The sequence below is a fragment of the Cedecea neteri genome (genome assembly GCF_000758305.1).
Lineage (GTDB): Bacteria > Pseudomonadota > Gammaproteobacteria > Enterobacterales > Enterobacteriaceae > Cedecea > Cedecea neteri_C.
In genome coordinates this window covers 2,931,275-2,948,426 of record NZ_CP009458.1, presented here as the reverse complement: position 1 = coordinate 2,948,426, position 17,152 = coordinate 2,931,275, and the positions used below count along the sequence as shown (strand labels likewise).

16 protein-coding genes are annotated in these 17,152 nt (G+C 56.9%); 11 read left to right on the top strand and 5 right to left on the bottom strand.

Annotated elements, in window-relative coordinates:
* The first annotated feature begins 51 nt into the window (after positions 1-51).
* Positions 52-1,260 (top strand): MFS transporter, encoded by a 1,209-nt coding sequence (locus tag LH23_RS13785; RefSeq protein WP_039292080.1) that lies wholly within the window; start codon positions 52-54, stop codon positions 1,258-1,260.
* Positions 1,261-1,337: 77 nt separating this feature from the next.
* Here LH23_RS13785 and LH23_RS23480 read toward each other — a convergent pair whose 3' ends face one another.
* Positions 1,338-1,547, bottom strand: a complete 210-nt coding sequence (locus tag LH23_RS23480; protein ID WP_071842727.1) for a DUF6434 domain-containing protein — start codon at positions 1,545-1,547, stop codon at positions 1,338-1,340.
* Positions 1,548-1,913: 366 nt separating this feature from the next.
* Between LH23_RS23480 and LH23_RS13780 the strand changes: the two genes are divergently transcribed.
* Entirely contained in the window at positions 1,914-3,527 is a 1,614-nt protein-coding gene (locus tag LH23_RS13780) for an ABC-F family ATP-binding cassette domain-containing protein (protein ID WP_039292077.1), read from the top strand.
* Between the two features lie 92 nt (positions 3,528-3,619).
* On the opposite strand, the gene icd is transcribed toward LH23_RS13780, so the two are convergent.
* The gene (gene icd, locus LH23_RS13775) at positions 3,620-4,870 is read right to left on the bottom strand and encodes an NADP-dependent isocitrate dehydrogenase (protein WP_039292075.1); all 1,251 of its coding nucleotides are present in this window, start codon (positions 4,868-4,870) and stop codon (positions 3,620-3,622) included.
* 107 nt (positions 4,871-4,977) lie between these two features.
* Between icd and rluE the strand changes: the two genes are divergently transcribed.
* The 9 genes from rluE to LH23_RS13730 all read left to right on the top strand — a co-directional run bounded on the left by rluE (position 4,978) and on the right by LH23_RS13730 (position 13,363).
* Complete coding sequence (gene rluE / locus LH23_RS13770; RefSeq protein WP_071842777.1) at positions 4,978-5,643, top strand: 23S rRNA pseudouridine(2457) synthase RluE; 666 nt, start codon at positions 4,978-4,980, stop codon at positions 5,641-5,643.
* Positions 5,640-5,969: a lysozyme inhibitor LprI family protein gene (locus tag LH23_RS13765; protein ID WP_039292070.1), complete on the top strand. Its 330-nt coding sequence runs from the start codon at positions 5,640-5,642 to the stop codon at positions 5,967-5,969. Before rluE ends, LH23_RS13765 begins: the two co-directional genes overlap by 4 nt.
* 13 nt (positions 5,970-5,982) lie before the next feature.
* Complete coding sequence (locus tag LH23_RS13760; RefSeq protein ID WP_039292068.1) at positions 5,983-6,444, top strand: NUDIX hydrolase; 462 nt, start codon at positions 5,983-5,985, stop codon at positions 6,442-6,444.
* A gap of 53 nt (positions 6,445-6,497) precedes the next feature.
* Entirely contained in the window at positions 6,498-7,607 is a 1,110-nt protein-coding gene (gene mnmA / locus LH23_RS13755; protein ID WP_039292065.1) for a tRNA 2-thiouridine(34) synthase MnmA, read from the top strand.
* 22 nt (positions 7,608-7,629) lie between these two features.
* Entirely contained in the window at positions 7,630-8,259 is a 630-nt protein-coding gene (hflD, locus tag LH23_RS13750; protein WP_039292063.1) for a high frequency lysogenization protein HflD, read from the top strand.
* Positions 8,260-8,275: 16 nt separating this feature from the next.
* Positions 8,276-9,646 (top strand): adenylosuccinate lyase, encoded by a 1,371-nt coding sequence (purB, locus tag LH23_RS13745; RefSeq protein WP_039292060.1) that lies wholly within the window; start codon positions 8,276-8,278, stop codon positions 9,644-9,646.
* Between the two features lie 380 nt (positions 9,647-10,026).
* Positions 10,027-10,698, top strand: coding sequence for a two-component system response regulator PhoP (phoP, locus tag LH23_RS13740; protein ID WP_008453365.1), 672 nt, complete (start codon positions 10,027-10,029; stop codon positions 10,696-10,698).
* Complete coding sequence (phoQ, locus tag LH23_RS13735; RefSeq protein WP_039292058.1) at positions 10,699-12,168, top strand: two-component system sensor histidine kinase PhoQ; 1,470 nt, start codon at positions 10,699-10,701, stop codon at positions 12,166-12,168.
* A 73-nt stretch (positions 12,169-12,241) separates the two neighbouring features.
* On the top strand, positions 12,242-13,363 hold the full coding sequence (locus LH23_RS13730) for a cupin domain-containing protein (protein ID WP_008453370.1): 1,122 nt from the start codon (positions 12,242-12,244) through the stop codon (positions 13,361-13,363).
* Positions 13,364-13,431: 68 nt separating this feature from the next.
* Here the strand turns inward: LH23_RS13730 and LH23_RS13725 are convergent, their stop codons facing one another.
* From LH23_RS13725 to LH23_RS13715, 3 genes are read right to left on the bottom strand one after another with little or no spacing between them, the layout of a single operon-like run.
* On the bottom strand, positions 13,432-14,460 hold the full coding sequence (locus LH23_RS13725) for an ABC transporter ATP-binding protein (RefSeq protein WP_039292055.1): 1,029 nt from the start codon (positions 14,458-14,460) through the stop codon (positions 13,432-13,434).
* A complete protein-coding gene (locus LH23_RS13720; protein ID WP_039292053.1) occupies positions 14,448-16,160 on the bottom strand; it encodes an ABC transporter permease in 1,713 nt (570 codons plus the stop codon). The genes LH23_RS13725 and LH23_RS13720 overlap by 13 nt, the downstream gene beginning before the upstream one ends.
* 3 nt (positions 16,161-16,163) lie before the next feature.
* Positions 16,164-17,141: an ABC transporter substrate-binding protein gene (locus LH23_RS13715; RefSeq protein WP_039292050.1), complete on the bottom strand. Its 978-nt coding sequence runs from the start codon at positions 17,139-17,141 to the stop codon at positions 16,164-16,166.
* Between the last annotated feature and the right edge of the window lie 11 nt (positions 17,142-17,152).

Here is a 17,152-nt window from a genome sequence, read left to right as displayed (position 1 = left end):
GGTATTGATAGTAGTTAAACTCGGGCATCTTTCATCCACAGGTTGCCTGTTATGCCACCCGTCACACAGACGTTTAACGATAAATCCCTCATGCGGATAGCGCTTATCATGGCTTTTGTCCAGTTCACTAACGCGCTGGAATACATGATGTTTAACCCTATTTTTGCTTTTATGGCCGCAGATTTCTCAGTGCCTATTTCATTCTCAGGCTATGTCTCCGGGATGTATACGTTCGGGGCCGTCCTGTCGGGCATTATGGCCTTCTACTGGATCGGTCGTTTCAACAAGAAACGTTTTTTACTCGCCAATATGGCGCTGCTGGGCCTGCTGACGCTTTTGACTACATTCACCTCCAGTTTTAACCTTCTGCTGGCATTGCGATTCTGTGCGGGCCTGGTGGGAGGAACAACAATGGGAGTGGGGATTAGCATATTGATCAATCACGCCCCCGCTAACTTGCGCGGGAAAATGCTGGCAACGGTGATTGCGTCATTTTCGCTAGTAAGCATTGCAGGCATGCCCACAATATTATATCTGTGTGCTCATTATGGCTGGCATGCCGCGTTGTGGTTAATCAGTACCCTGTGTTTATTAGTCTTGCCACTTATTGTCTCCTTTATTCCTCGAGATCCGGTCTCCTGCGACACATCCCCCACATTGTCTCTCGATAGAGATACTTTACTGTTCGCTTCGGGCAATGCGCTGGTACAGTTTTGCCCGATGCTGATAATCCCAGTCCTGGTGCCATTAATGACCCGGCAGTTGGGTGCTTCACTGGAGCAGTTGCCCTGGCTGTTCTTCGCCGGAGGCATTGCCGGGTATCTGTCTACCAAAATGACCGGTGCTTTAACGTCACGTTTTTCTGCTTTGAGTCTGGCTGCAGGCTCAACCCTCGTTTTTATACTGAGTTTGCTAATCCCCGTACTGGGCTATCCGCATTCGGCGTTATTTATTATTTTATTTCTCGGGGCATCTTACAGTCGTCTGGTTTCCTCTTCGGCGCTTACTATTCAGTTTCCAGATGACGGGCAACGAGCAGGATTCGCTTCCCTACAGACATCAATAATGTATCTGATGACTACTGCCGCATTTTTCCTCTCTTCTTTTCTATTACCCGCTCATGACATAGCACCAGAGAATATGAACACGTTGCTGGGGCTATGTGCCATTTCCGCATCAGGGCACCCAATTCTCGTTATTATTCTGCAAAAGAAACTGGCTAAACGGGCAATTCAGGCTGAACGCCTTATGAGTGATTAGATTAGCAACTGGCCGGGTACGATGTGGACAAACATGGAGCGGAGGGACTCCCAATGCGAAACGTGGGCGTTCTTTCTCTAGAATGAATGCCTGCGCTTCCACTCATCTACGACATCACCCAAATTTTTTGGGTGATCATTTCGTATCCACGCCATAAATTCACGATCAAATCGAAAGTGCGGCCCACATTCAACCACCATGAAACGGCGGACGTTTTGCGTATTTTTGTAGTTTTTATCCACGACAGTCGAGCGTGTTAATACAGCACTGTGCCAGTCGATGTTCACTTGTTCACTCCTGTAATAAGCAACCGATAACAGCATTAAACTTAACAGACTAACGCTGAAATGCATGCGCCAGGCAAGAACCGGGCTTCGTAAGAAGCGTAAAAAGAATGAACATCCGCGCCATCTCCATCTGTGGTGTCAGGTTTAACAAACCGACATTGCTCGCTGACCGTTGTATCTAATACCGTGGGCTGGTCGCTGGATGTTATTTGACAGACGGAAATTGGCAATTTTATAATCCGTCCACTTTCACGTCTCTTTAGAGGTATTCGTCCAATGCGCAATTAATGCCCACCGTCATCTTTGACGGCCTTTATGCAGTTTCCTTCGGGGGCTGTTTTGGTGCATTAATTTCAGGGTTATCGCATGACGAATTCTATTCTAACGCTCGATCGCGTTTCTTTTGTATTGCCTGATGGCAAACCCCTTTTCTCAAATCTCACTGAACAATTCGACCATCAACATACTGCTCTGGTCGGCAGAAATGGCGTGGGTAAAAGCCTGCTGGCAAAAATTCTTTCAGGCCTGGTTGCGCCCACTTCCGGCCGGCGTAGTTGCTCAGGTCGTGTCAGATATCTGGCACAACATCTGACACCGCACCATTATCATAGTGTTGCGATGCTTGCGGGAGTCGACACGCAGTTAGCCGCGCTAGATCGTATTGAGGCAGGCAGCATCGACCCGGCAGATTTTGACCTTGTGGGTGATAATTGGGACCTTCGCCAGCGGCTGCAGGCGCAGTTGGAGTCCGCTGGATTGGGTTACCTTTCGCCAGGATCAGCGATCAACCTGCTGAGTGGCGGAGAAGCCATGCGGGTGGCACTCACAGGCGCGATGCTATCTGAGGCAGATTTTCTTATCCTTGATGAGCCAACAAACCATCTGGATGCCGCCAGCCGACTGACGCTGATGCGGCAATTGCAACAATGGCCCCGTGGTCTGTTGCTCATCAGTCATGACCGGAAGTTGCTTCAACAGATGGAGCGAATAGTCGAACTATCGTCGCTTGGTTTACGCAGCTACGGCGGTAACTATGATTTTTACCAACAAATGAAAGCGCAGGAGACGTCCTCCGCTGCGCATAACCTGGAACGCCTCAAAACCGAGCGTAAGCGTGAAGAGCAGGCATTGCGTGAACAGCGCGAACGACTTGAAAAACGAGGATCTCGGGGTACCCGCCAGGGCAAGAATGCGAATCAGGCAAAAATACTGCTGGGCCGTCAAAAAGGCCGCAGTGAGGCTTCAGCAGGAAAACGGGTAAAGCAGCAAACCCAGGCGCAGGAGTTACTTAGCCAGCAGGTGCAGCAAGCCACTAAGCAAATCGAGGTATCAACGCCTGTTGCTATGCATATAACCTCTACATTCGAGGCATTACCGCAGAATGTGGCCACACTTGACGAAGTCGTTTTACCTTTTGTTCCTGCGTCTTTTCGCGAGATAACACTAACCATTAACGGCGGCCAACGGATCGGTGTCGTCGGTTCAAACGGGTGCGGTAAATCAACATTATTAAAAACCTTAGCGGGTCTGTTGCTGCCGGTGTCTGGTCATCGAGAGGTCAGGGCTAAAACAGCTTATCTTGACCAGCAGATGTCCATTCTGGATCGGCAAAAAACGGCACTTGAGCAACTTCTGGCAGTGAACTCGCAGGCGGGGGAATCCCATCTGCGTATGCAACTTGCCCAGCTTGGGCTGGATGCATCTCGTGCGTCATTACCCTGTGGCGAACTTAGCGGCGGGGAACAACTTAAAGCTGCGCTGGCAATGCTAATTTATGCTGACTCACCCGCCAGCTTTTTATTGCTCGATGAACCGAGTAATCATCTGGATATTGTATCCCTGCATACGCTGGAATCTTTCCTCAATCAGTACCAGGGCACCCTGATGGTGGTGTCACACGATGAGGTATTTCTCAGCCAGATTGAGCTAACACATTGGCTGGTTGCGGGGGATAAGGGCTGGGAATTATCACCCTCTTAGCAGGTGGAATGATCTTATGGCAGATGCAAATTCAAACATAATAAAAAACGGGAACCATCAGGTTCCCGTTATCACATCACCAGCAGCGCTGATTACATGTGTTTAATGATAGCGTCGCCAAACTCGGAGCATTTCAGCAGCTTAGCGCCATCCATCAGACGCTCGAAGTCATAGGTCACGGTCTTAGCTTCGATAGCGCCTTCCATACCCTTAACGATCAGGTCAGCTGCTTCGAACCATTCCATATGACGCAGCATCATTTCTGCGGACAGAATGATGGAGCCTGGGTTTACTTTGTCCTGGCCTGCGTACTTAGGTGCGGTGCCGTGGGTCGCTTCGAACAGCGCGCAGTCGTCGCCGATGTTAGCGCCAGGGGCGATACCGATGCCGCCAACCTGTGCCGCCAGGGCATCAGAAATGTAGTCGCCGTTCAGGTTCATACAGGCGATCACGTCGTATTCCGCAGGACGCAGCAGGATCTGCTGCAGGAACGCATCGGCGATCACGTCTTTTACCACGATCTCTTTGCCGGTGTTCGGGTTCTTGATTTTCACCCACGGGCCGCCGTCGATCAGCTCGCCGCCGAACTCTTCGCGAGCCAGCTGGTAGCCCCAGTCTTTGAACGCGCCTTCGGTGAACTTCATGATGTTGCCTTTGTGCACCAGGGTCACGGAATCACGGTCGTTGGTGATCGCGTATTCAATGGCCGCACGTACCAGGCGTTTGGTACCTTCTTCGGAGCAAGGCTTGATGCCGATCCCGCAGTGCTCAGGGAAGCGAATTTTCTTCACGCCCATTTCATCACGCAGGAACTTGATAACTTTGTCCGCTTCAGCGCTGTCCGCTTTCCACTCGATACCCGCATAGATATCTTCGGAGTTCTCACGGAAGATAACCATGTCGGTCAGCTCAGGCTGTTTCACCGGGCTTGGGGTACCCTGGTAGTAACGTACCGGGCGCAGGCAAACGTACAGATCCAGCTGCTGACGCAGGGCAACGTTCAGGGAGCGAATACCGCCGCCGACTGGGGTAGTCAGTGGGCCTTTGATGGCCACGCGGTAGTCACGAATCAGGTCCAGAGTTTCTTCTGGCAGCCAGACGTCCTGGCCATAAACTTGGGTAGATTTTTCGCCGGTGTAGATTTCCATCCAGGAAATTTTCCGCTCGCCGTTGTAGGCTTTTGCCACGGCAGCATCCACCACTTTAATCATGGCAGGGGTCACGTCCACACCAATACCGTCCCCTTCAATGAACGGGATCACCGGGTTGTTAGGAACGTTGATTTTGCCATTTTGCAGGGTGATCTTTTTACCTTCCGCCGGAACGACTACTTTGCTTTCCATTCACCTCTCCTTCGAGCGCTTCTGGTTTTTTGTTAATGATTTGTAATTTGCGGGCTCATACTACTGCAATATCGGGCTCGCGCCAATCACTCATGTTTTCCGTTATAATGCGTCAATCCACCCGCGCTGAAAACACTATGAACAAAACTTCTTTTAGGAATCACCAAGTTAAACGATTCAGCAACCCACAAGCCGCCAGGCGCAAGAAGCCAGACGGACCAAAGAAGCTGGTTATCTTCAATAAGCCCTACGATGTGCTGCCGCAGTTCACCGACGAAGCCGGGCGCAGCACGCTAAAGGATTACATTCCTTTACAAGGCATCTATGCCGCGGGGCGTCTCGACCGCGACAGCGAAGGGCTGCTGGTGCTCACCAACGACGGGGCGCTGCAGGCCAAACTGACTCAGCCGGGCAAACGCACCGGCAAAATCTATTACGTGCAGGTTGAAGGCGAGCCAACGGAGGAAGCGCTGAGCGCCCTGCGCAACGGCGTCGAGCTGAATGACGGCCCCACATTGCCTGCAGGCGCAGAGCTGGTTGCCGAGCCAGAATGGTTGTGGCCGCGTAACCCGCCGATTCGTGAACGTAAGGCGATTCCCACCAGTTGGCTGAAGATCACGCTTTATGAAGGCCGTAACCGCCAGGTTCGCCGCATGACGGCGCACGTGGGCTACCCTACCCTGCGCCTTATCCGCTACGCCATGGGCGATTACACGCTGGAAGGCCTGGCCAACGGCGAGTGGCGCGAAGTCCCCCAGGAGCAACTGAAATGAAAAAGATACTGTTGCTGAGCTTACTTATCGGCTCCACCACCGCGGGCGCGGCAAGTTTTGACTGCGCCAAAGCCAATGCGCCAGATGAAAAAGCGATTTGTGCCCACCGGGCGCTGAATGATAAAGACGTCGAAATGGCCACCAAATATCAGTTCTTAAAAGGGCTGTTTGCCATGGGTGGCCAGGGCGCCATGCAGGATCAGCAGCAGGCCTGGCTCAAAGAGCGCCAGAGCTGCGGGTCTAACGTCACCTGCCTGACCACGCAGTACAACAAACGCATCAGCGCGCTGGATGCCATTTACGCCAAAATCGACAAACCGCTTTAACCCAGGAGAAGCGATGTTTAAGCCGCACGTCACCGTGGCCTGCGTTGTCCAGGCCGAAGGTCAGTTTTTAGTTGTCGAAGAAACCATTGGCGGCAAAGCGCTATGGAACCAGCCTGCCGGGCATCTCGAAGCCGACGAAACGCTGCTTGAAGCCGCAAAGCGCGAGCTGTGGGAAGAAACGGGGATTACCGCCGAGCCGCAAAGCTTTATCCGCATGCACCAGTGGATCGCCCCGGATAACACACCTTTCCTGCGCTTCCTGTTTGCTATCGATCTGGATAAGCAACTGCCCACCACGCCGCACGACAGCGACATTGACCGCTGCCTGTGGCTCGATGCAGAAGCCATTATCAATGCGGCAAATCTGCGCTCGCCGCTGGTCGCCGAAAGCATTCGCTGTTACCAGCAGGAACCGCGTTATCCCCTGTCGGTGCTGGGGGCTTTTAACTGGCCGTTTACAGAGGGTGTCAAGTAGCGGCCTGCGTGATAGAATACGCCGCTTTGAAGTTCAATGTCGTGAGTCTCTCCATGTCTGATAACAGCCAGAAAAAAGTGATCGTCGGGATGTCCGGCGGCGTCGATTCCTCCGTTTCCGCTTACCTGCTGATACAGCAGGGCTATAAGGTGGAAGGCCTGTTCATGAAGAACTGGGAAGAAGACGATGGCGAGGAGTACTGCACCGCAGCGGAAGATCTAGCCGATGCGCAGGCCGTTTGCGACAAGCTGGGCATTGAACTGCACACCGTTAACTTTGCCGCAGAGTACTGGGACAATGTGTTCGAACTGTTCCTCGAAGAGTACAAAGCCGGGCGCACACCAAACCCGGATATCCTCTGCAACAAAGAGATCAAATTTAAAGCCTTCCTGGAATTTGCCGCCGAAGATTTAGGTGCCGATTTCATTGCTACCGGCCACTACGTGCGCCGCGCTGACGTGAACGGCAAAAGCCAGCTTTTGCGTGGCCTGGACGGTAACAAAGACCAGAGCTACTTCCTCTATACGCTGAGCCACGAACAAATTGCCCAAAGCCTGTTCCCGGTCGGCGAGCTGGAAAAACCGGAAGTGCGGCGCATTGCGGAAGAGCTGGATCTGGTCACCGCGAAGAAAAAAGACTCCACCGGCATCTGTTTTATCGGCGAACGCAAGTTCCGCGACTTCCTGGGCCGCTACCTGCCAGCCCAGCCGGGTAAAATTATTACCGTAGACGGCGAAACCGTCGGCGAGCACCAGGGGCTGATGTATCACACCCTCGGTCAGCGTAAAGGCCTCGGCATCGGCGGCACCAAAGAAGGATCTGAAGATCCGTGGTACGTGGTCGATAAAGACGTCGCCAACAATATTCTTATCGTCGCGCAGGGTCACGATCACCCGCGTCTGATGTCGGTCGGGCTGGTTGCCCAGCAGCTTCACTGGGTGGATCGCGAGCCGCTAACCGCGCCGCTGAACTGCACGGTGAAAACCCGCTACCGCCAGACGGATATCCCCTGCACGATCACGCCGCTGGACGACGAGCGCATAGAAGTGCGTTTTGAAGAGCCGGTGGCCGCCGTCACCCCTGGGCAGTCCGCGGTGTTCTACCTTGGCGAAGTGTGCCTCGGCGGCGGCATTATCGAGCAGCGTTTGCCGCTCGTCAGTTAATTACACACAAGGACGCAGCCTGGTGGCTAAAAACTACTACGACATTACTCTCGCGCTGGCCGGCATTTGCCAGTCAGCCCGTCTGGTTCAGCAGTTGGCACATCAGGGTCATTGCGACAGCGACGCGCTCCACGTCTCGCTCAACAGCGTGATTGACCAGAACCCAGGCTCAACCCTGGATGTTTTTGGTGGCAGCGAAGCTAACCTTAAGCTCGGGCTTGAAACTCTGCTTGGCGTGCTGAACGCCAGCAGCCGCCAGGGGATGAACGCCGAGCTGACGCGCTATACGCTCAGCCTGATGGTGCTGGAGCGTAAACTCCACGCCGCCAAAGGCGCGATGGACACGCTCGGCAGCAAAATTAACGGCCTGCAGCGCCAGCTGGAGCACTTCGATCTCGAGTCCGATACGCTACTGAGCGCCATGGCCGGGATTTACGTGGATGTCATCAGCCCGCTTGGCCCGCGTATTCAGGTCACCGGTTCCCCTGCCGTGCTGCAAAGCCCGCAGGTGCAAAGTAAAGTACGCGCCGCATTGCTGGCCGGGATCCGTGCCGCCGTGCTGTGGCATCAGGTTGGCGGTGGCCGCCTGCAGTTAATGTTTTCTCGTCGTCGCCTGACCGATCAGGCCAAACAAATTCTTGCTCATTGTTAACCTCTCAGGAGTTGTTATGGAATTATCCTCACTGACCGCCGTTTCCCCCGTTGACGGGCGCTACGGCGACAAAGTCAGCGCTCTGCGCGCTATTTTCAGCGAATTCGGTCTGCTGAAATTCCGCGTACAGGTCGAAGTACGTTGGCTGCAAAAGCTGGCCGCGCACGCAGCGATCAAGGAAGTTCCTGCTTTTGATGCGGACGCAAACGGTTACCTTGATAAAATCGTCGCCGAGTTTAGCGAGGCTGACGCCGCGCGCATCAAAACCATCGAGCGCACCACCAACCACGACGTGAAAGCAGTGGAATACTTCCTGAAGGAGAAAGTGGAAGCGATCCCTGCCCTGCACGCGGTGTCCGAATTTATTCACTTCGCCTGTACTTCCGAAGACATCAACAACCTGTCCCACGCGCTGATGCTCGACACCGCGCGTAAAGACGTGGTGCTGCCGTACTGGCGTAAAATCATCGACGCGGTGAAAGACCTGGCGGTGCAGTACCGTGATATCCCGCTGCTGTCCCGTACCCACGGCCAGCCGGCAACCCCGTCCACCATGGGGAAAGAGATGGCAAACGTCGCTTACCGCATGGAGCGCCAGTTCCGTCAGCTTGGCAACGTTGAAATCCTCGGTAAAATCAACGGCGCGGTCGGCAACTACAACGCCCACATCGCCGCTTACCCGGAAGTGGACTGGCACCAGTTCAGCGAAGAGTTCGTGACGTCTCTGGGCATTCAGTGGAACCCGTACACCACCCAGATCGAACCACACGACTACATCGCCGAACTGTTTGACTGCATCGCGCGCTTCAACACCATCCTGATCGACTTCGACCGCGACGTGTGGGGCTACATCGCCCTGAACCACTTCAAGCAGAAGACTATTGCCGGTGAAATTGGCTCCTCCACCATGCCGCACAAGGTGAACCCGATTGACTTCGAAAACTCCGAAGGCAACCTCGGCCTGTCCAACGCCGTGCTGCAGCACCTGGCAAGCAAACTGCCTGTTTCCCGCTGGCAGCGTGACCTGACCGACTCCACCGTGCTGCGTAACCTGGGCGTGGGTATCGGCTATGCGCTGATCGCCTATCAGTCCACGCTGAAGGGCGTGAGCAAGCTGGAAGTGAACCGCGACCGCCTGCTGGACGAGCTGGATCACAACTGGGAAGTGCTGGCCGAGCCGATTCAGACCGTGATGCGCCGCTACGGCATCGAAAAGCCGTATGAGAAGCTGAAAGAGCTGACCCGCGGCAAGCGCGTAGATGCCGAAGGCATGAAGCAGTTCATCGACAGCCTCGAGCTGCCGGAAGAAGAAAAAAACCGCCTGAAAGCCATGACGCCTGCCAACTATATTGGCCGCGCCATTACCATGGTTGACGAGCTGAAGTAATGAAAAAGGCCCTCTTCGGAGGGCTTTTTTTTGCTTGCTGTTTGCCCCTCACCCCGGCCCTCTCCCCAGAGGGGCGAGGGGGAAAACAAGTGACAAAGTACCTTCGTCATCTCCCCCTCTCCAAAGAGGCAAAGGGCAAACAAGTGACAAAGCACCTTTGTCATCCCCTCTCCCCAAAGGGGCGAGGGAGGAAACAAGTGACAAGGTATATTTTTTATCCCCTCTCCCTCTGGGAGAGGGTTAGGGTGAGGGTCCCCAGTCGAACAGGGTTGTTGACTCAGCGTTAATCTCCATAAGGGCATTGTTTATACGAGGTTTATTTCCTGTCATTAATAATTAGCGCTAAACTATCAATACTATGAATGGATTGAGGAAATACAATGCGCGTACTGGTCGTGGAAGATAATGCCCTGCTGCGTCATCACCTTAAGGTACAGCTGCGTGAAGCAGGCCACCAGGTGGATGCGGCCGAGGATGCCAAAGAGGCAGACTATTTCCTGAATGAACATACCCCGGACATCGCAATTGTTGACTTAGGCCTGCCGGACGAAGACGGCATGAGCCTGATCCGCCGCTGGCGCAGCCACGATGTGACCATTCCCATCATGGTATTAACCGCCCGTGAAGGCTGGCAGGACAAAGTTGAAGTTCTGGGCGCCGGGGCCGATGACTACGTCACCAAACCTTTCCATCTGGAAGAAGTGGTCGCCCGTATGCAGGCGCTGATGCGCCGTAACAGCGGCCTGGCTTCGCAGGTAATTTCCCTGCCGCCGTTCCAGGTCGATTTGTCCCGCCGTGAGCTGTCGATCAACGACAACCTGATCAAGCTCACCGCGTTTGAATACACCATCATGGAAACCATCATCCGCAACGCCGGGAAGGTGGTGAGCAAAGATTCGCTGATGCTGCAGCTCTACCCGGACGCCGAGCTGCGCGAAAGCCACACTATTGACGTGCTGATGGGCCGTTTACGTAAAAAAATTCAGGCTGAATACCCGCAGGAAGTGATCACCACCGTGCGCGGGCAGGGCTACAGGTTCGATCTCCACTAAATGCTGAATATTTTTCGCCATATCCTGCCGCTTTCGCTGCGGGTTCGTTTCTTACTGGCTACCGCCGCGGTTGTGATGGTGCTTTCCCTGGCTTACGGCCTGGTGGCGCTGGTTGGCTACAGCGTCAGCTTCGATAAAACCACCTTCCGCCTGCTGCGCGGGGAAAGTAACCTGTTCTATACGCTCTCCAGCTGGAAGGACGGCAAGCTGCAGGTGGACTTGCCCGACAACATCAGCATCCAAAGCCCAACCATGGCGCTGATTTACGACGAGCACGGCAAACTGCTGTGGATGCAGCGCAACGTCCCGGATGTAGTGCAGCAGATCCAGAAAGAGTGGCTGACCGGCAACGGCTTCCACGAGCTGGAGGCCGACTACGCGACGAGTAGCGCCCTGCTGGACAACGACAAAGACCGCCTCGCCCAGTTGAAAGACATGCACGATGACGAGAGCGACGACGGCTACGAGATGACCCACTCGGTGGCGGTCAACCTCTACCCGGCGACGGCGCGCATGCCGGCGCTGACCGTGGTCGTGGTGGACACCATTCCTATCGAGCTGAAGCGCTCGTACATGGTGTGGAGCTGGTTTATTTACGTCCTGCTGGCCAACCTGCTGCTGGTGGTACCGCTGTTGTGGCTGGCCGCCTGGTGGAGCCTGCGCCCGATTCAGGAACTGGCGCAGGAAGTGCGCGAGCTGGAAAAACACGACCGCGACAGCCTGAACCCGGAAACAACCCGAGAGCTGACAAGCCTGGTGCGTAACCTTAACCAGTTGCTGCGCACCGAGCGCGATCGGCACGACAAATACCGCACCACGCTGACGGACTTAACCCACAGCCTGAAAACCCCGCTCGCCGTGCTGCAGTCGACCCTGCGGTCGCTGCGCACCGACAAGATGAACGTCGAGCAGGCCGAACCGGTGATGCTGGAGCAGATCAGCCGCATCTCGCAGCAGATTGGCTACTACCTGCATCGCGCCAGCATGCGCGGCAACAGCGCCCTGCTCAGCCGTGAGCTGCATTCCGTTGCACCGCTGCTGGACAACCTCTGTTCAGCGCTGAACAAGGTTTACCAGCGCAAAGGGGTGAACATCACGCTGGACGTTTCGCCGGAAATCACCTTTATCGGCGAGCAAAATGACTTCATGGAAGTAATGGGCAACCTGCTGGATAACGCCTGTAAATACTGCCTCGAGTTTGTGGAAGTGACCGCCCGTCAGACCGACGACGCGCTGCACCTGATTGTGGAAGACGATGGCCCCGGTATTCCGGAGAGCAAACGAGCGATGGTCTTCGATCGTGGCCAGCGAGCCGATACGCTGCGCCCGGGCCAGGGCGTCGGGTTGTCGGTTGCCCGCGAAATTGTCGAGCAGTACAACGGCGAGATCCAAACCAGTGCCAGTATTCTGGGTGGCGCGCGCATGGAGGTGATTTTTGCCCGCCAGCAGCCGGAACAGAATGAAGGGTGAAATAGTCCCGTAACCCGGCTCGCCATCCGTTATAATCCGTGTCAGGCTCCTCCATCTGCAGGAAGACAATAATATGGATTATCACCTGGATTTAAACTGGCCCGACTTTATTGCACGCTACTGGCAAAAACGCCCTGTGGTGCTGAAGCGCGGCTTTAAAAACTTCATCGACCCTATTTCACCGGATGAGCTGGCTGGACTTGCCATGGAAAGCGAGGTGGACAGCCGCCTCGTGAGCCACCAGGGCGGCAAATGGCAGGTCAGCCACGGCCCGTTCCAGAGCTACGATCACCTCGGCGAAAACAACTGGTCGCTGCTGGTGCAGGCCGTGAACAACTGGCATGAACCTTCCAGCGCCCTGATGCGCCCCTTCCGCGCCCTGCCCGACTGGCGCATTGACGACCTGATGATCTCCTTCTCTGTGCCAGGTGGCGGCGTAGGCCCGCACCTGGACCAGTACGACGTGTTTATTATTCAGGGCGTGGGCCGCCGCCGCTGGCGCGTGGGCGAAAAAGTCGCCATGAAACAGCACTGCCCGCACCCGGACCTGCTCCAGGTTGAGCCGTTCGACGCCATCATCGACGAAGAGATGGAGCCGGGCGACATTCTGTATATTCCGCCAGGCTTCCCGCACGAAGGCTACTCGCTGGAAAACGCGCTGAACTATTCCGTCGGCTTCCGCGCCCCAAGCGGCCGCGAGCTGATCAGCGGCTTTGCCGACTACGTGCTGCAGCGCGAGCTGGGCGGGTTACGCTATACCGATCCGGACGTGCCCGAGCGCCAGCACCCGGCGGATATTCTGCCGCAGGAAATCGACAAGCTGCGCGAGATGATGCTGGACATCGTTAACCAGCCGGAGACCTTCCACAGCTGGTTTGGCGAGTTTATTACCCAGTCCCGCCACGAGCTGGACGTTGCGCCGCCGGAGCCACCTTATCAGCCGGATGAGATCTACGACGCGCTGCAGCAGGGCGACAAGCTGGTGCGCCTGGGCGGCCTGCGCGTGCTGCGCGTGGCCGGAGAGGTGTATGTGAACGGCGAGAAGCTCGACAGCCCGCACCGCCCGGCGGTGGAAGCGCTGGCCAGCCACATCAAGCTGGACGCGGAGAAGTTTGGTGATGCGCTGGAAGATCCTTCCTTCCTCGCCACCTTAGCCGCGCTGGTGAACAGCGGCTACTGGTTCTTCGAAGACTAAATCCCTGCCCCGCCTTCGCCGTTTTATCGCGGCGAAGGCGGGATATTCCTGCCAACAGTGTGACTCACTCACGCCGCATCCAGCCGCCAGCCCTGTAACAGCTGCACATTCACGCTTTGCCGCACCGCCAGCGGCGCAGAATGAAACGCGCTCAGCGCCTGTCCGTCCTGCAAACGCAGCTCCAGCAGATAGCGTTCCCCCTGATAAATACAGCTTTCAACGCTGGCCACTGGCCCGCTGCCTGCAATCTGTACATGCTCCGGGCGAACCAGCACCGGCACGGTTTTATCGCGCCCCGGTTGATCCAGGCCGCCATGCAATGCCGCGAGATCCAGACTTTGTATGCCTGGCGATACGGCGAGGGACAGCACACTGCCCTGGCCGATAAACCCGGCTACCCAGCTATTCTGCGGCTGCTGATAAAGCTGCTGCGGCGTGCCCCACTGCATCAGCTCGCCCTGGTGCATCACCGCGATATGGCTGGCGAGCGCCATCGCCTCTGCCTGGTCGTGCGTGACGTAGACAAACGTCGCCCCAGTGCGGCGGTGAAACTCGCGGAAAGTCTGTTCCATGGTGGCGCGAAGATGGCGGTCGAGGTTCGCCAGCGGCTCATCAAGCAGAACCACGCGCGGCTCCGAGACCAGGCAACGTGCCAGCGCCACCCGCTGCCGCTGCCCGCCGCTGAGCTCCTGGGGCGAGCGCCCGAAATAGGCCCCAAGCTCCACGATCTCCAGCGCCTCCATCACCCGTTTCTGCCGCGCCGCGCCGTTAACCTGCCGCAGCTTCAGCGGGTAGCCGACGTTTTCGCCGACGGTCATGTGCGGCCACAGGGCGTAGGACTGAAACACCATGCCCATGTCACGCTGTTCCGGCGGAACGTGAGTGCCGCTGTCGGCCAGCAGCTTATCACCCAGCCACAGGCGACCGCCGCTCAACGACTCCAGCCCGGCCACAATCCGCAGCGTGGTGGTTTTGCCGCAGCCGCTCGGCCCCAGCAGGGCGGTAAACGCCCCGGACGGGATCGTCAGGCTGAGATCCTTCACCACGGCCTGCTCGCCAAAGAATTTGCTGAGCTTGTCCAGCCTTAGCTCTGCCATGGAATAACTCCTTTCGGTAAATAACGGCCCAGCGCGCCGAGCAACAGCATCACCACGGCGACCAGCCCCACCACCAGCACGGAAATCGCCGAGGCCATCACCTTGTCACCGCTTTCGTCGAGGTTAAAAACCACCACGCCGAGGGTTTCTTTCCCGGCGCTCCAGAGCAACGCGGAGACAGTCAGCTCGTTCACCGCCGTGAGAAATACCAGCAGCGCACCGGCAAAGGCCGCCGGAGCCAGCAGCGGCAGCACGATATGGCGTAACCGTTGGGACGCATCCGCGCCCGCCAGGCTCGCGGCCTCTTCCATCGCCGGATCCAGCTGCAGCATGCTGGTGTGAACCGGCTTCAGGCAGACGGTAAGAAAGCGGGTCAGGTAGGCGAAGAAGATAATCGTCAGCGTGCCGCTGAGGCTGACGTTCAGAAGCGGCAGCGGGCGCGCAAACAACAGAATGCAGGCGATGGCCAGCACTACGCCGGGCAGCGTGTAGGGAATGTCGATCAGGCTGTGCAGCCAGCGCAAAGGCCGGCTGGGGCGACGCACCAGCAGCCAGGCCAGCGGCAGGCTCAGCGCCATCAACAGCGCGGCGGCACTGACGGAGAGCAGCAAGCTATTAGTCAGCGCCCGCCAGGTGGCGCTTTGCTCATCAAAAATGCCAGTCCAGGCGGCAAACGTCAGCGTGTCGCCGTTGAGTGGCACGCCCAGGGTTGGCACCAGCGAGGTGGCGATCAGCGCCAGCAACGGGGCCACCAGCATCCCGCCCAGCACGAGCGCGAGCAGGATCTCCACCGCCAGCCGCCCTTTCCCTGTCGCAATACTTGCCGTCCGCCCGGCCATGCCTATCAGCGGCAAAGCGTATCGTCGCTGCATGATGCCCTGCAGCGTCACAATGGCGACGGCCAGCACGCCCATCAGCACCGAGAGCGAAGCCACCTCGTTCAGCATCGACGGGCCAAAGCTGGAGAGCGTCTGGTAGATGTAAACGGGCAGCACGAAATAGGAGATGGGGATACCGAGCATCGCCGGGATGCCGAAGTTGCCGAGGGAGGACACAAAGGCCAGCGCCGCCCCGGCCCACAGCGCGGGTCGGCACAGCGGCAGAATAATATCGATGAAAACTCGCCAGAGAGAAGCGCCGTTCAGCCTCGCCGCCTCAATTTGCTCCTGCGGCAAACTTTGCAGCTGCGTGCGCAGGGTCAGGAACACCAGCGGCGCGTGCTGGATGCCGAGCAGGAAGGCGATCCCCTCCGCCGAATAAAGCGGATTGGGGCTGCCAAACCCCGGCGCCAGGCCGAGGCTGTTGAGCAGCACGCTGCCGGGGCCGAACAGCTGCAGCCAGCTCAGGGCCGTGACCTGCGGCGGGATCATCATCGGCAGCATAAAGAGAAACGCCCAGGCCTGACGGCCCCGGATGTTCATCAGGCCGAGGCAAAAGGCAAACAGGCTGCCCAGCAGGAGGGAAAGCAGCGCCCCCAGGCCGCTGGTATACACACTATTCCATAGTGCGACCCAGGTGTTTGGGTTGCTGAGCACGCGGCCCAGGCTGCTCTGTCCGCCGAGCCGCCAGTCCACCAACGCAGAGATCAGCAGCTGCAGGCTGGGGAGCAGGCTTAAGAGTGCAATGACGACGATAAGCAGGCGCAGCAGCCCTTTCATCAGGCTGCCGTCGTCGGGACGAGACAATGCCGGGCTGATCATCAATCAGCGGCTACCGAACAGGTCTGCAAACCGCTTTTTGTTCGCGGCGGTGTCCGCCAGCGCTTTGGCGGCATCAAACGGCATGATTTTGATGCTGTCGCGCGGCGGGAAGCCCTGCGGAACCGGCAGGCTGGCATCGGCAGGCAGGTAGCCCTGTTTCAGCACCAGCTCCTGCCCCGCTTTGGAGAGCACAAAGTCGATAAATGCTTTCGCCGCTTCGGGATTTTTAGCGCCCTTCATCATTGCCACCGGCTCGGTGACAATGCTCACGCCCTCGGTCGGGAAGGCAAACTCAATCGGCGCGCCTTTGGCTTTCTCACGGATCGCCATGTAATCAACCAGCATGCCGTAGGCTTTGCTGCCGGAGGCAATGGCGTTCATCACCGCGCCGTTGCCGCTCTGTGGCATCGCCCCGTTGGCCTTCAGTTTTTCGTAGTAATCCCAGCCCAGCGTCGGGGCGCCCATGATCGCGGCCTGGTGGATCTGCGCCGCGCCGGAGTAAAGCGGGCTTGGCAGCGTGGTCATGTTCTTCAGCTCAGGTTTGAGTAAATCGAGCCAGGAAGTGGGCTTGACCGGGGCTTTGCTGTGGTACGCGATGCCGGTGGTAATCAGTTTGGTGCCGTAGTAATAGCCGTCTTTGTCATACAGCTGGGCATCGAAGCGCGCCGCTTCCGGCGATTTGTAGGCCGCCAGCAGGTTTTGCTGCTTGAGGGATTCCATGGTCACGCTGTCGGCAATCAGCAGCACGTCCGGAGCGGCGCCCCCGGCGGCCATTTCCGCCTGTAAACGGGCGGTCAGCTTGCTGGTGCCGTCGCGGATCCATTTCACTTCGATGTCCGGGTTAGCTTTTTCAAAGGCGCTGACAGTGGTCTGCGCATCTTCATTGGGCTGGCTGGTGTAAAGCGTTAAGGTGGATTTAGCCAGGGCTGAAGCACTCATTGCCGCCAGTAGCATCGTCAACAACACATGTTTTTTCATCATTTTATGTCCCT

Coding starts and splice junctions, on each gene's coding strand:
- icd (WP_039292075.1), bottom strand. CDS start 4,870: ATGGAAAGCAAAGTAGTCGTTCCGGCGGAAGGTAAAAAGATCACCCTG.
- mnmA (WP_039292065.1), top strand. CDS start 6,498: ATGTCTGATAACAGCCAGAAAAAAGTGATCGTCGGGATGTCCGGCGGC.
- rluE (WP_071842777.1), top strand. CDS start 4,978: ATGCGTCAATCCACCCGCGCTGAAAACACTATGAACAAAACTTCTTTT.
- LH23_RS13780 (WP_039292077.1), top strand. CDS start 1,914: ATGACGAATTCTATTCTAACGCTCGATCGCGTTTCTTTTGTATTGCCT.
- LH23_RS13765 (WP_039292070.1), top strand. CDS start 5,640: ATGAAAAAGATACTGTTGCTGAGCTTACTTATCGGCTCCACCACCGCG.
- LH23_RS13785 (WP_039292080.1), top strand. CDS start 52: ATGCCACCCGTCACACAGACGTTTAACGATAAATCCCTCATGCGGATA.
- LH23_RS13760 (WP_039292068.1), top strand. CDS start 5,983: ATGTTTAAGCCGCACGTCACCGTGGCCTGCGTTGTCCAGGCCGAAGGT.
- LH23_RS13730 (WP_008453370.1), top strand. CDS start 12,242: ATGGATTATCACCTGGATTTAAACTGGCCCGACTTTATTGCACGCTAC.
- phoP (WP_008453365.1), top strand. CDS start 10,027: ATGCGCGTACTGGTCGTGGAAGATAATGCCCTGCTGCGTCATCACCTT.
- LH23_RS13725 (WP_039292055.1), bottom strand. CDS start 14,460: ATGGCAGAGCTAAGGCTGGACAAGCTCAGCAAATTCTTTGGCGAGCAG.
- purB (WP_039292060.1), top strand. CDS start 8,276: ATGGAATTATCCTCACTGACCGCCGTTTCCCCCGTTGACGGGCGCTAC.
- phoQ (WP_039292058.1), top strand. CDS start 10,699: ATGCTGAATATTTTTCGCCATATCCTGCCGCTTTCGCTGCGGGTTCGT.
- LH23_RS13715 (WP_039292050.1), bottom strand. CDS start 17,141: ATGATGAAAAAACATGTGTTGTTGACGATGCTACTGGCGGCAATGAGT.
- LH23_RS13720 (WP_039292053.1), bottom strand. CDS start 16,160: ATGATCAGCCCGGCATTGTCTCGTCCCGACGACGGCAGCCTGATGAAA.